Origin of the sequence: Paragemmobacter ruber (assembly GCF_009908315.1) — a bacterium.
Classification (GTDB): domain Bacteria; phylum Pseudomonadota; class Alphaproteobacteria; order Rhodobacterales; family Rhodobacteraceae; genus Paragemmobacter; species Paragemmobacter ruber.
In genome coordinates, this window is sequence record NZ_JAAATW010000001.1 from 1015680 (window position 1) to 1029225 (window position 13546).

The 13546-nt window shown below is 64.9% G+C and carries 10 protein-coding genes; 6 read left to right on the plus strand and 4 right to left on the minus strand.

The window, feature by feature from the left end; all coding sequences use genetic code 11:
- Positions 1 to 6: 6 nt before the first annotated feature.
- Positions 7 to 2550, minus strand: a complete 2544-nt coding sequence (locus GU920_RS04930; protein WP_161765832.1) for a hybrid sensor histidine kinase/response regulator — start codon at positions 2548 to 2550, stop codon at positions 7 to 9.
- Between the two features lie 449 nt (positions 2551 to 2999).
- Between GU920_RS04930 and GU920_RS04935 the strand changes: the two genes are divergently transcribed.
- The 4 genes from GU920_RS04935 to GU920_RS04950 all read left to right on the plus strand — a co-directional run bounded on the left by GU920_RS04935 (position 3000) and on the right by GU920_RS04950 (position 7806).
- The gene (locus GU920_RS04935) at positions 3000 to 4613 is read left to right on the plus strand and encodes a glucan biosynthesis protein (RefSeq protein WP_201743968.1); all 1614 of its coding nucleotides are present in this window, start codon (positions 3000 to 3002) and stop codon (positions 4611 to 4613) included.
- Entirely contained in the window at positions 4610 to 4783 is a 174-nt protein-coding gene (locus tag GU920_RS04940; RefSeq protein WP_161765833.1) for a hypothetical protein, read from the plus strand. Before GU920_RS04935 ends, GU920_RS04940 begins: the two co-directional genes overlap by 4 nt.
- A gap of 33 nt (positions 4784 to 4816) precedes the next feature.
- Positions 4817 to 6547, plus strand: coding sequence for a glucans biosynthesis glucosyltransferase MdoH (gene mdoH, locus GU920_RS04945; protein WP_328799231.1), 1731 nt, complete (start codon positions 4817 to 4819; stop codon positions 6545 to 6547).
- A 113-nt stretch (positions 6548 to 6660) separates the two neighbouring features.
- Complete coding sequence (locus GU920_RS04950) at positions 6661 to 7806, plus strand: OpgC family protein (RefSeq protein ID WP_161765835.1); 1146 nt, start codon at positions 6661 to 6663, stop codon at positions 7804 to 7806.
- Positions 7807 to 7837: 31 nt separating this feature from the next.
- On the opposite strand, the gene GU920_RS04955 is transcribed toward GU920_RS04950, so the two are convergent.
- A complete protein-coding gene (locus GU920_RS04955; protein ID WP_161765836.1) occupies positions 7838 to 8659 on the minus strand; it encodes an aldo/keto reductase in 822 nt (273 codons plus the stop codon).
- 184 nt (positions 8660 to 8843) lie between these two features.
- On the opposite strand from GU920_RS04955, the gene GU920_RS04960 reads away from it, so the two are divergent.
- The gene (locus GU920_RS04960) at positions 8844 to 9104 is read left to right on the plus strand and encodes a hypothetical protein (protein ID WP_161765837.1); all 261 of its coding nucleotides are present in this window, start codon (positions 8844 to 8846) and stop codon (positions 9102 to 9104) included.
- 71 nt (positions 9105 to 9175) lie between these two features.
- Here the strand turns inward: GU920_RS04960 and GU920_RS04965 are convergent, their stop codons facing one another.
- Positions 9176 to 9841, minus strand: a complete 666-nt coding sequence (locus GU920_RS04965) for a L,D-transpeptidase (RefSeq protein WP_161765838.1) — start codon at positions 9839 to 9841, stop codon at positions 9176 to 9178.
- A 189-nt stretch (positions 9842 to 10030) separates the two neighbouring features.
- Positions 10031 to 10975: a response regulator gene (locus GU920_RS04970; RefSeq protein ID WP_161765839.1), complete on the minus strand. Its 945-nt coding sequence runs from the start codon at positions 10973 to 10975 to the stop codon at positions 10031 to 10033.
- Positions 10976 to 11607: 632 nt separating this feature from the next.
- Here GU920_RS04970 and GU920_RS04975 point away from each other — a divergent pair.
- On the plus strand, positions 11608 to 13056 hold the full coding sequence (locus GU920_RS04975) for an autotransporter outer membrane beta-barrel domain-containing protein (RefSeq protein ID WP_161765840.1): 1449 nt from the start codon (positions 11608 to 11610) through the stop codon (positions 13054 to 13056).
- Positions 13057 to 13546 lie beyond the last annotated feature (490 nt).

Genomic DNA, 13546 nt, shown 5'->3' on the forward strand with positions numbered 1-13546 from the left:
CCACCATCAGCCGCGGATGCGCTCCATCTCGTCCAGCACGTCCATCAACTGATGGGTGGATACGGGCTTCGTCAGCACCCGGTCCGTTCCGGCCTGCTCGAACAGCGTGCGTTCATCGCCGATGGCCGCAGCCGTCATGCCGATGATCGGGCAGGTCACCCCCTTCAGGCGCAGCGCGGCGGTCAACTCATCCCCGCCCATCTCCGGCATGAACAGATCGGTCAGCACGATATCCGGCATCAGGCTGTCGAACACCGCCAGCGCCTCCTTGCCGTTGCGCACCCAATCCACCGCGCCGAATACCCGCTTCAGCCGCGCCGTCAGCAACTCGCCGATCAGATCGCTGTCCTCCACGATCAGCACCCGCCGCTCGCGCCATCCAGGCCGCGGGGCCCTGTCGCGCTCTGTCCCGGCCGGTACCGGCGCCGCGCCTTGCACCGGCTCTGCCGCCTCGATCAGCGGCACCGTCAGGACAAAGACCGATCCCCCTTCGGCCCCATGCATGTGCTGCACGGTCCCACCCAGCAATTCGATCGACGTCCGCGTGACATAAAGGCCAAGCCCCGACCCATCGACCTGCGCCGTGCGCGCGCCATCCCCCCGACGAAAGGCGATGAACAGTTCCGACCGTGCCGCCTCGGGGATGCCATGGCCATCGTCGCTCACCCGCCAGCGCGCCACCGGCCCGGCCAGCCCCGCCTCCTCGGCATAGGACAGGGTGATCCGGCGGCAGCCCGAATGAAGGATCGCGTTCTTCACCAGATTGGACAGCGCCTGCACCAGCCGCACCCGATCCGACACGCGGGTCTGCGCCGCCTCGGGCGCCAGCGCCAGCTCGATCTCGATCCCGTTCGACCCCGCCATCAGCAGGAACGTGTTGCGCACCGTCTCCATCACGTCGCGGGGCTGGAACGGATCCATCCGCACGGGCAGGTTTTCCTCCGGGCGCACCGCCTGCCGCATATCCGCCAGAACCGACAGCAACTGCTCGCTCACCGCCTTGATGCGCGGGCCGATATCGGCCCAGCGCGCCCCCGCATCCAGTTCTTCCACCATCATCGAAATCACCGCTGCCGGTGTCCGCAGCTCATGCGATACGATGGAAAACATACGCGTCTGACGGTCCTGTTGATCCGACAGCCGCCGCAGCGCCTGCGCAAGCGCCTCCTCGCGGATGTGATCGGCCGTCAGGTCGATCAGCGCCCCATAAGCACGGGTCTGCTCGCCCTTGCGCCGCTCGTACCATGCATGCACCGTCAGATACTTCCGCGGCGCGCCCTCCTCCCAGACGGCCCCGTCGGCCAGAAGAAAGGACAGGCTCCGCGTCTCGCTTTTTTGATCGCCCAGCGCGGTGACGATCGCCCCCCGATCGGCGGGCGACACCCGCTCCAGAAACCGCTGGATGTCGAACGCGTTGGGCATCCCCAGCATCGTCGCCGCGACATCATCCACCACGACCGCGCCGGTCTCGATGTTCACCACGAAATGCCCGATGGTCGCCAGATCGTTCACCTGCACGATGCGCTGCAGCGTCTGGCGATAGGCGCGCCGCTGGATCATCGACAGATGCCGCTGCAACAGCAGCACATAGATCAGGCCCAAGAGCAGGATGGAAACGATCTCCAGCCGCATCACATCCGGCGTCGGCACCGGGATCTGCACCAGGAACTCGCCCGTGATGGCCACATAGGCCACCACCCCGATCACATTGGCCAGCACCGCCGCATAGACCGGTGCGATCAGCGTCACCGCCAGCGCCAGCAGTTCCACATCCAGCGTCGGGTGCAGCGCATAGCCCAGCACCCGCAGCACCCCCAGCACCACAAAGGCCGGCAGCACGATCCACGCCACCCGCAGGTTGCGCCGCGTCGGACGGTCCAGCAGCAAAAGCGCCAGCACCGCCCCGCACAGCGCGATCCGCGCCGCCCGGAACAGCCCCGCCTCCAGCGCGCCAAGCGTTCCCCCGGCCGTCATCCCGCGCCAGCCCGGTTCGAACAGCAGCGTCACCACCAGCCAGACGCCAAGGCCCGACAGCACCAGATAGGTCGCCGTCATCGTCAAGGACTGGATCATCACCCGCCGCCCCTGCCGCGATGCCCATCGCTCGGCCATCATCCGCCCGGCCAGCCCCGCGATCAGCGCGGGCACCGCGTTCAGCAGCATCGACCAGACCAGCACCACCCCCGCGCTGCCGCCCGGCGGCAGATAATCCGCCTCAAGCCACAGCCGCAGCAGAAAGCTCAGCGTGAAGCCGACGATATAGGTGGCCAGCGGCACGAAGATCAGCCGCAAGGGAAACACGACCATCCCCATCAGGATGGCAAAGACCGCCTCGCTCGGCAGCAGGTCCACCACGGCGCCGTTATCGACTGCCCGCGCCTCGGCCAGCGCCAGAAACAGCGTCAGCCCCACGATTCCGAAAAAGAAGATGAGCGAAGACCGTAGCGGCGCCTGCAGAACCGCCACCTCAAAGAAACCCGCGCGCGACACCGCAAGCGGCGCGAACAGACCCTCCGGCCCCGATCGGACAGGCTCGCCTCCAAACGGCATGTCGGCACTCACTCCCCTGCCCGATACGAAAGCACCTCGCACGGTGCCTCCGGGCCTCATGAAGGCTACACCCAAGCGCCCTTCGTGCAAACGCCATCTAAAGGATGGGACATGAACCTTCCGCCAGTGCGCCGGCCAGTGCTCTGGCCAATTCTCCGGCCCGGCGCCAATCGGTGGAAAAGGCGGCAATGCCGTCACCCGGCCACGCCCCGTCGCGCCCCACGGCGCCAGTGGCCTGTCCCCCGCCCTGAAACTGGCAGTATTTTGCAGTTGCAGCATGAAATATGTGCATTTTCTGTGCAGTTCACGGCGCAACCCTGGGCGAATTCATGCCGCGCCATTCACGCGCAGTTGAACGCGCCTTGCAGTCGGCTTCCCCTGTCCCCTATATGCCGCGCTGAGTCGCCCGGTCCTGTTCGGGTAGAAAAACCGTTGGGTTATAGACCTCTATGACGATGACAGACCCCCTGACTGGCAGGATCTCGCGCCGGAACCTCCTCGCTGTTGCGGGCGCCCTCGTCCCGGCAACGCTGGTCGCCGTGCCGCATGGCGTCTTTGCACAAGAAACGACCACGGCAGCAGCCCCGGCCCTTGCGGCAGCGCAGCAATTCTCTTTTGACCTTCTGACCGAAGAGATGCGCCTGCTGTCCACCCAGCCGCATGCCACGGCCCCGGCGCCCGAAGGTTTCTTGGGCGATCTCGATTACGACGATTACCGCCTGATCCGCTTCAACGACAAGCGCTCCCGCTGGGCTGACGAAAAGACCCGCTTCCGCCTTGCGGCCTTCCACATGGGCTGGCTCTTCCCCGAACCCGTCCGCCTGTTCGAAGTGTCGGGCGGCATGGCGTCCGAGATGCTCTTTTCGACCGACGATTTCGAATATCTCAACGAACTCGCGCAGCGCGTGCCTGAACATGCCGAACTGCCCGGCGTGGCGGGCTTCCGCCTGAACCACCCGCTGAACCGCCCGGACAAATGGGATGAACTGGTGGCCTTCGTGGGCGCCTCCTATTTCCGCGCGCTCGGGCGCGGCTCGGCCTACGGCATTTCCGCGCGCGGGCTCGCGCTCAACACCGCCACCGCGCAGGGCGAGGAATTCCCCCGCTTCTCGCGCTTCTACATGGAACGCGACACGAACGGCGGCTCTAGCATCACGGTCTATGCCACGCTGGAAAGCCCGTCGGTCACCGGCGCCTACCGCTTCGTCATCACCCCGGGCGCCGAAACGGTGATGGAAACGACCTGCCGCCTCTTCTTCCGTCAGGACGTGGCCGAACTGGGCATCGCGCCCCTCACCTCCATGTTCCTCTTCTCGGAAAAGAACCGGGCCGAGTTCGACGACTACCGCCCCAACGTCCATGACAGCGACGGCCTGCGCATCCTGCGCGCCGATGGCGATGTGATCTGGCGCCCGCTGAACAACCCGCCCCGCCTGACCGGCAGCTATTTCGCCGAAACCGCGCCGCGCCGCTTCGGCCTGCACCAGCGCGACCGCGATTTCCAAAGCTATCAGGACACTGGCGCCCGCTACGAACGCCGCCCCTCGCTTGATGTGGAACCCATCGGCGACTGGGGCCGCGGCAATGTCCGCCTTGTCGAAATCCCCTCCGACCTCGAGGCGAATGACAACATCGTCGCCTATTGGGTGCCCGAAGCCCCCGCACGGGCCGGCGATGCACGGGAATTCGCCTATCGCCTGCACTGGGGTGACCTCGCGCATGACGCGGGCGAACCCCTCGCCTATGTTTTCGAAACGCGCTCGGGCCACGGCGGTTTCGCCGGGGTCGAGGTCCAGCAGGGCACGCGGAAATTCGTCGTAGATTACCGCGGCGGCCTGATCGGGCCGCTCGGCGGCGATACGGAAATCGAGGCGGTTGTAACGATTGCCAACGGTGAAGTGACCAGCAAGGTACTGGAAAAGATCGCAGGGACGGATATCTGGCGTCTCGTGATCGACATTGCCGCCGAAGATGACGCCGTGGTTGAGCTCTCGGCGCATCTGGCGGGCTTTGACCGCCGCCTTACGGAAACCTGGCTCTATCAGTGGATCAACGCGCAATGATGGAAGTCGCGAAACCGGAACAGTTCGACCTCGACCATCTGGCCGAGGAACTGGGTAAACTGCCGAACGCACCGCTCGCCATGCCGGTGCAGGATCTGGAATACAGGCCCCAACGCGGCGGCCTGTGGGCCGCGCTGCGGCTGACCCGGGTCCGCAAGGCAGGTCACTAGGCCGTGGCGGCGCCGGCCGCCCTTGACCGGCGGGTGCTCCTGACGCGCACCCTCACCCTGACGGCCGCCATCCTTGCCGCAGGGCTTGGCTTTGTCGTGTTCCTGCAATTCGGCGCGTCGGATGGCTTTGATGCCTTCGACGTGCTGCGCGCCCTTCTCATCTTCGCCTCCACCTTCTGGCTGGCCTGGGGCGCCTTCACCGCGTTGGCGGGGCTGACAACGCGCCCGCCCGCCGTGCCGCGCGATGCTGGCCCCCTGCAGGGCATGACGGCCATCCTCGTGCCGGTCTACAACGAAGACCCCGTCGCCACCTTCGCCCGCATCGCCGCGATGGATGCCTCGCTCCGCGCCACGGGCCAGCGCGACCGCTTCCACTTCGCCATCCTGTCGGACACCCGCAACGAAGAGGTGGCCGCCAGCGAACGCATCTGGTTCCTGCGCCTTCTGGCCGACACCCACGGCGAAGGCCGCATCTTCTATCGCCGCCGCACCAACAACAAAGGGCGCAAGGCCGGCAATATCGAGGATTTCATCAAACGCTCTGGCGCGGCCTATACCTTCGCCATCATCCTCGATGCCGACAGCCTGATGGAAGGCGACACGATGGTGGAAATGGTCCGCCGGATGCAGGCCGCCCCCGATCTGGGCCTGTTGCAGACCCTGCCCACCGTCATCCGCGCCCGGTCGCGCTTCGGGCGCATCATGCAATTCGCAGGCGCCTTCTACTCGCCCATCTTCGCCCGCGGCCTTGCCATGATGCAGGGCCGCACCGGCCCCTTCTGGGGCCACAATGCCATCGTCCGCGTGCAGGCCTTCGCCCAAAGCTGTGGCCTGCCCGAACTGGCCGGTCGCCCGCCCTTCGGCGGCCATATCCTGAGCCATGACTATGTCGAAGCCGCCCTCCTCGCCCGCGCCGGCTGGACCGTGCGGGTGGATGACGATCTGTCGGGCAGCTATGAAGAGGCGCCCGAAAACATCATCGACCACGCCAAGCGTGACCGCCGCTGGTGCCAGGGCAACCTGCAACACTCCCGCCTCCTCATGGCCCCCGGCCTGAAGGCCTGGAGCCGCTTCGTCTTCCTCCAAGGCATCCTCGCCTACATCGCCCCGGTCTTCTGGCTGGCCTTCCTCGCCGCCTCCATCGCGGCCCCGCTCTTTTCGCCGCCGATCGACTATTTCCCCATCGAATACTGGCCCTTCCCGGTGATTCCGGTCAGCCAGGTGTCCAAGGCGCTGCTTCTTGCCGTGGGCGTGGGCGGCCTGCTGTTCCTGCCAAAGCTCCTGATCCTGCTCGACGCCGCCCTGCGCGGCCGCACGCGCGGCTTTGGCGGCGCGATCCGCACCCTGCAATCGACGCTGACCGAACTTCTCTTCTCCTCCATCACCGCCCCGGTCTTCCTGATGTTCCAGACCCGGTCGGTGCTGCAGGTGCTGCGCGGGGCCGATGGCGGCTGGCCCGCCCAAACGCGCGGCGACGGCACGCTGTCCTTCCGCGATGCCTGGGCCGCCTCGCACTGGATCGTCACGACGGGCGGCATCGTGCTGGCCTTCGCGCAGTGGCTCTCGCCGCAGCTCGTGCCGTGGCTTCTGCCCGTGGCGCTGCCCATGGTGCTGGCGCCGGTCCTGATCTCGTGGTCCTCGCGCCCCAGCCGCACCACGCTCTTCACCACGCCCGCCGAACGGCAGGCACCGCCCGTCATGGCACTGCATGACCGCGTCCTCACCCGTTGGGGCGCCGATCTCGATCAGCGCGACGCCGCCTGATCAGCCGCGCCGCCGCGCAGCATTCTGCCACCGCCGTCACGGAACCCTTGCAGAACCGTCACGAAGCGGGCAATAGCCCGCCCGTCGCGCCGCTTCGGGCGCCTTGGTGAACCATGTCCTCCCCTCCGCTGCCCGCCCGTTCCGTCCGCGATCCGCGCCTTGATGTGTTTCGCGGCATCTGCCTCGTGATGATCTTCGTCAATCACGTCCCCGGCACGGTGTTCGAGGATTTCACCACCCGCAATTTCGGCTTCTCCGACGCCGCCGAAGGCTTTGTCCTGATGTCGGGCATCGCGGCAGGCCTCGCCTATTCCAACGATTTCCGCGACAGGTCGATGCGCCTCTGGACCGGCCTCGCCCGCGTCTGGCGGCGGGTCTGGACGCTCTATCTCGTCCATATCCTCACCACCTTCGCCGCCCTCGCCATCGCCGCCGCCGTGGCGCTCTGGCTCGGCAATGCCGAGGTGCTGTTTGAAAACCAGATGAAATGGGTCTGGACCGATCCGCTGCGCACGCTGGTGGGTCTTGTCATCCTCACCCACCAGTTCGGCTATGTGAACATCCTGCCGCTTTACCTCACGCTGCTCGCGATCACCCCGGTTCTGCTCTTCGTGGCATGGCGCGCGCCGCTCTGGCTCTTGGCCGCCTCGATCCTTGTCTGGCTGGTGGCAGGCCTCTACCACCTTGGCCCGCCCAACTTTCCCACCCAAGGCGTGTGGTTCTTCAACCCGCTGACCTGGCAACTCATCTTCATCATCGGGCTGCTGACGGGCGTCGCGCTCAAGGACGGGCGGCGCTTCGTGCCGGTCCGCCGCTGGCTGCAGATCGCAAGCGGCCTCCTCGTCGTCTACGCGGCCTTTTCCGTCCAGATCCCCGCCGTGTCCAAGGCCACGGGCCACACCCTGTGGCTTGCCAAGGAAACCTTCCACTTGCCGTGGAACATCACCGCCTTCGACAAGACCTATGTCACCGCCCCGCGCCTTCTGCACATCCTCGCGCTGGCCTATTTCCTGTCATCCTTTGCCTTCATCCGCCGCGCCTGCGCCCACCGCCTTGCCGCACCGTTCGAACTGCTGGGCCGTCAGGCGCTGCCGGTCTTTGCGCTGGGATCGGTGCTCTGCATCGGGCTGCAGGGCGTCAAGCATGTCACAGGCGTCAACATCCTTGCCGATGCCGCGATCCTCGCCGTCGGTCTGGGCCTGCAATTCGCCCTCGCCGCCGCGCGCCAGTACTGGCCCAAACCGCCCAAGGCCGCCTGACCCCGCCCGCTGCCCGCCGCAGTTGTCCGCCTCAGTTAAACGTCGCCGGGTCAGGCCCCGTGCGTTCCCCCGCCTCCAGCGTGGCTATGGCGGCCATCTCGGCCTCGGTCAGGCTGAAATCGAAGATATCCAGGTTCTCGGCCAGCCCGGCCGCGCGGGTGGATCGCGGGATCACCGCACAGCCCAGTTGCAGATGCCAGCGCAGGATCACCTGCGCCGGGCTCTTGCCCGTGCGCGCTGCCGCCGCCTGCACCGGCGCCGCCTCGAAGGAACGCCCCTGTCCCAGCGGCGTCCAGCTTTGCGTGACGATCCCGTGCTTGGCATGGAAGGCCCGCAACTCCGCCTGCTGCAACCGAGGATGCAATTCGATCTGGTTCAGCACCGGCACCACCCCGGTTTCGCCGATGATCCGCTCCAGATCCGCCACGCGGAAATTCGACACCCCGATGGATGCCACCTTCCCCGCCGCCCGGCACTCGATCAGCGCCTTCCATGTGTCGAGGAACAGCCCCTGCTCCGGGCAGGGCCAGTGGATCAGCATCAGATCCACCTGCGGCAGGCCGATACGGCTCAGGCTGTCCTCCACCGCCCGCGCGGCCTCCTGCCGCCCCTGCCGGTCATTCCAGACCTTGGTGGTGATGAAGATCTGATCCCGCGCCACGCCCGCACTGCGCAGGCCTTCGCCCAGACCCACCTCATTGCCATAGATCGCCGCCCCGTCGATCATCCGGTATCCGGCCGCCACGCCCTCGCGCACCACGCGCGCGGTCTCCTCGGCAGGCACCTGCCACAGGCCGAAACCCAGCTGCGGCATCGTGCGACCATCGTTCAGCGTCAGGCGGGGCTGTGTCATCGGAAAGGCTCCTGTCGAAAATGGTTTGGGCCCATAAACCACAGCCCCATCCCCGATTGCCACCCACCGCCGCGCCCGGATAGCCTGCGGTCACGCAACCGTGTTCCGGCCCGCCGCACACAGCCGGTTGAAGCCGCCGCCGCCGCCTGCCACAGAAGGGCGAAACCCAAGGGGACATCACACCATGCCACGCCTTCCGCTCTCCGCGCTCCTGATCCCGGTCCTGCTCGCGGGCTGCGTCTCCACCACCGCCAATGGCGAAGGCGAACTCCCCCCCCTCCCGGAAGAGGTGGTCGCCGTGGCCGCACCGTGGCAGAACCTCGCCACCGCCCGCCTCATGCCCGAAGATGGCTGCTACTGGTATGAACATGACGGCCAGGTGGAAACCACTATGCTGCCCCTGCGCACACCCGAAGGCCGCCCGATCTGCACCGCAGCCAGCTAAACGCGCGGCCTGTTAAACGCGCGGCTAGCGGACGCCGCCGCGCAGAATGGGGCCGCGCGGGACGGCGCGCCTCAGCTGCGCGCCGTGATGCCCTCTTCCGCAGGGTAGAGAAAGGCCGAGACGCCGACCTCCACCTCTTCATACAGCCCGATGATATGGGCCATCACCATCCGCACGCAGCCCGAGCTTGCCCGCCACCCCACCGACCGCGGGATCGGCGTGCCATGGATGCGCAGCAGCGTGTCACGGTTGCCCTGATACAGATACAGCGCCCGCGCCCCCAGCGCATTGTCCGGCCCGGGCGGCATCCCGTCGGCATATTGCGCGTAAACCTCCGGCTCGCGCTCGATCATGTTCGCCGTCGGCGTCCAGCGCGGCCACTTGGCCTTGCGCCCGATGCGGAAGAACCCCGGCTCGTACAACCCGCCCCGCCCGATCGCCACGCCATAGCGCATCGCCGTGCCATCGCCCTGCACATGATACAGATAGCGCGCGATGGCATCGACATGGATATCCCCCGCCTTCAGCCCGGCCTTCACCTCCACCCGCGTCGGCAGCAACCGGGGATGCAGCCCCCACGGGTTCGACGTCGCCGGATCATAGGCGGGTGGCAGCACCTGCGCATCCCACGCCGCCCATTGCGCCTCTTGCGACTGGGCCAGCGCAGGCTCTGGCAACCCCAGTGCGGGCGAGAACAGCGCCGCGCTCGTGATGATGAAATGGCGTCGTGTCAGCATGGGCAGGGTCCTTTACACTCGCCCCCACAACGCCGCGAATCCCAGCGCCGTCAAGGTCCTTTCGTTCACGTTTGACGGAGCCAGCCCCAACCCGGCAGCGCGGTCAGGCAAATCGCGCGCACAGGTGCGATGCCCACAACGGACAGAGGCGCCAGACCGCCCGGTCTGGCGCCTCCGCGCACGGCCCGCCTAGGCCACCGCGATCCGCGGGATGGCGTTCTTGGCACCAGCCGCCGCAATCGCGCGGTCAAGGATCAGCGACGGCCGCTTTGGCGAGAACAAGGAATTGCTGACCATCGGGCTGACCCGGATCCGTGGCAAAGGCAGCCGATCCGACGTATAGATCGCGCGGAAATCCTCCATCTTGTCATTCATCTCCATTTCAAGGGCATGGTTCTGCCACTCGGTCCGCCCGGTGATCACACCGACAAAGGCGCCATTTCCCGCATAGGAAATCAGCACCTTCTCCGTCTTGATGCACTCCCCAAGAACAGACGCCACATCGGCAAGCATGCTTCGAAACGCGATATTGTCGACCATCCGGTAAATGGTCGTGGCGTTCTCGATGTTGATCGCGAAGGCCGAAACTGAAAACAGACCCTTCACGCCAAGCGTGAGCAGATAGTTCTGCAGGGCATGGAACTCAATCCCGCGGTCGAAATCCGGGATCATGATCGGCGTGTCAAAGGTGTAGTCCAGATAGGTCGAACCGGACCGAACCTTCACCTGATACTCAAGCTGCTTGATCCGCTTCTGTTCGTCCACAAGGCGCCGAACAGTACCCAGCCGGGCTTGCAGCTCCAACGCGTTGATGGGCTTCGTGATGTAATCAGAGGCGCCTGCATCAAAGGCCTGGTAGATGTTCGTCCGATCAGAAAGCGTGGTGAGCATGATGATCGGCGTATTCTGATAGGCCTGCAACGCCCGGATGCGCGCGCAAAGCTCGATGCCAGTCATCCCCGGCATCTCGATGTCGAGAAGGATGCAGTCGAAATGAGCATAGCTGCTCTCCAGCATAAGCAGGGCCGGTAGGGGGGAACTCAACAGTTCGTTATCGCCATAACCACTCGTGCGCAGCGCGTGATCGAGGATCTCCAGAAACACGCGGTCGTCATCAACAGCCAGAATCTTCATACTAGGTCTGCCTCTGAAAAATGAATGCTTCGACAGGTAAGACATGAGAAAATTCACATGCCTGAATTCAACCATTCCGCGAAAGTTTCGCACCCGGAATTAGTATTTGTTACTCAGTCATTGGCGTTGTAATTATGCAACATATTCTGTAAACCTGCACTTACAACCGCGCTCGATTTTCTGCGGATCATCTGCCGCATCTGCAAGAATCGCCTAAATTCTATGCACTTATTCACAGGGTCCGGGTCCGCATCCAGCGTGGATCGCCCCTGTCGAACGGCATTCGGCCAAGCATCCGGGATGATGCCCAACCCACCGCACGCCGACCGAAGACCTCCAAGAATGGAAATTCCTCAACCAAACAGCGTCTATCCAGCATCCCTCTGCGGCAGGGTTGGCAGGTTCAACCGGGCACTCCCTCACGGTCCCGACGGCACCTCCTTTCCAGGACAGGTCAGGCACTGACGCTGCCGGCGGCGGGGCCCGCCCGCTGCGCTGCAGCGGCTAGTTGCACAACGGCCACATCCATGTGTCGTTTTGATCAAGGGCTGCGCCGTCGCTTTCCCCTGCGTTAATAAATGATAACGGTCGCGTGACTGACACTTGACACAACCGCTGGGAAGGATCGTCACATGCTGAACCGTGCTTTCGCAAAGGCGATGCAGGCCTCCACGGCCCTCTGCCTCGTGATGGCTGCGCCGTCCTTCGCGCAGGATCAGACCTTCACATTGACCGTGACGGATAGCGATCAACCCTATCAGACGCCGGGCTACACGTTCCGCGTCATTCCCATCACGATCACGGACCCGTCGGGTTTTCGGGTTGATGCCGTAGCACAATCCGGGACCACCGGAGGCGTCTCGATCGTGGACTTCATCATCTTCACGCAGGGCGCCACGATCCCGAGCGGTGCCGGAACGAGCTTTTCAACACACTCGTTCGACCCGAACTCTGTTGGATTCTTCTACGACGGAAATCCGAACGGCGTGGATCCATTCTTCACCCTGGCGCAAGGTCCAGCTGGCCCACTGACCGTGGCAGGCGACTATCAACTGGTCATTGCCCCTTATGACAACCTTGGCACCGCTGGTGACATCACGGTGACATTTGATCTTTACGGGGTCTTTTCTTCGATCTTCGGACCGCCAGGTGTTCCCGCCACCGATGATCTCGCAGAATTCCTGTCGGCTTCCGGCGGCGCAGCCCGCTTGATCGTCGTCGATGCAGCCGGTGTTGCGCGGAAGGTCGGCACCGTCTCCCTATCGACCCGCGATGCCGCCAGCCTGCAACAGATCCGTTCAGGCTCTCAGATCACGGCCTCATCCAAGGGCATGACGGGTTTCCCGGACGGCCTCTACACTTGGGCTGAACTTACGGCCTTCCGCTTGGACGAACGCGATCCGGGCAATGCCGTGGTGACAGGATCCGGCCTCGCCATCGGCGCCGATGTCGCCATCGGCCCCGACATGGTGGCAGGTCTGTCCCTGGGCTATTCCGACATCAATGCCACCGACACCGGCACCGCTCAGGATGGCGCCTACACCTACCTGCAACCCTACATGGCCTACCGCGCGGGCAACTGGAACGGCAATGCCAGCATCATCTTCGGCTGGGGCGACTATACCCAGACGACGGCCGGCGGCACCGGGTCGAGCGATGTCGAACTGACGGCCCTGGCCTTCGAGGGCGGCTATGATCTGACCTACTCCGACAACATGGTCATCACCCCGACCATCGGGCTGGTCTACGGTCGGGAAACCAGTGATGGAACCAGCGGCACGCTGGCCGGAACGACCGGGGTTTCCGAATTCACGCAGGCCTCCTTCGGGGCGGTCCTGACCACCACCGCACCCTCCGGCACCTACAGCTTCGGCGCCCATCTGGATTGGCTCGATCAAGATGGCTCGCTGGCCCTCGCATCGCAGTTCATCGCCGAGGACGGCGTCACAGGCCGTCTTGAACTGGGGGCCGAAACGTCCATCGGATCGGGCATGTCGCTCGCAAGCTCGGTCGAGGTCGGCGGCATCGGCGGCAATGTCAACTCGCTCCATGGTGGCGTGAAGTTCTCTCTCCGCTTCTAAGCGGCCGGCCGGGCATCGAAACGCCCCGGCTCCCCACACAGATCGTGCAGCACCCACATGCGGTGCTGCACCGTTTTGCCCCCCTGCCCGCAGGTCCGTGGTCACGGACCATCGCCAATCCGAAACGGATCTCAGGCAGCGGCGCAGGTCAGACAGCACGGCACGAAAGGGCAAGGGTGGACGTCTTTCCCTTGCTGGATAGATCGTGCCCGGCCGTCACGACACGGGCTTCCTAACCAAATGAAAAACACACAGGGTCAAAGACCCTTATCATCCTTCCTACCATCAAGCCGTCTCCCGGGCCCCAACTCCAAGCATGGACGCCGAATTCCGCTGCCTCGCCGTCATTCACCGGGTCCTTGTAATTGACGCAGACCCTCCCATTGGAAAAAATCTGTGCGGTGAACTCTTGGGGCGGGGCTGGCCCAGGGGCAGGAAAGATTTCAATGATCCGTCGCGGTATCGGCACGCGAACCGCGACCCGATAACT

Excerpts from the sequence above, each read along its gene's own strand:
- GU920_RS04930 (WP_161765832.1), bottom strand. The coding sequence starts at position 2,550 with ATGCCGTTTGGAGGCGAGCCTGTCCGATCGGGGCCGGAGGGTCTGTTC.
- GU920_RS04935 (WP_201743968.1), top strand. The coding sequence starts at position 3,000 with ATGACGATGACAGACCCCCTGACTGGCAGGATCTCGCGCCGGAACCTC.
- GU920_RS04940 (WP_161765833.1), top strand. The coding sequence starts at position 4,610 with ATGATGGAAGTCGCGAAACCGGAACAGTTCGACCTCGACCATCTGGCC.
- GU920_RS04950 (WP_161765835.1), top strand. The coding sequence starts at position 6,661 with ATGTCCTCCCCTCCGCTGCCCGCCCGTTCCGTCCGCGATCCGCGCCTT.
- GU920_RS04955 (WP_161765836.1), bottom strand. The coding sequence starts at position 8,659 with ATGACACAGCCCCGCCTGACGCTGAACGATGGTCGCACGATGCCGCAG.
- GU920_RS04960 (WP_161765837.1), top strand. The coding sequence starts at position 8,844 with ATGCCACGCCTTCCGCTCTCCGCGCTCCTGATCCCGGTCCTGCTCGCG.
- GU920_RS04965 (WP_161765838.1), bottom strand. The coding sequence starts at position 9,841 with ATGCTGACACGACGCCATTTCATCATCACGAGCGCGGCGCTGTTCTCG.
- GU920_RS04970 (WP_161765839.1), bottom strand. The coding sequence starts at position 10,975 with ATGAAGATTCTGGCTGTTGATGACGACCGCGTGTTTCTGGAGATCCTC.
- GU920_RS04975 (WP_161765840.1), top strand. The coding sequence starts at position 11,608 with ATGCTGAACCGTGCTTTCGCAAAGGCGATGCAGGCCTCCACGGCCCTC.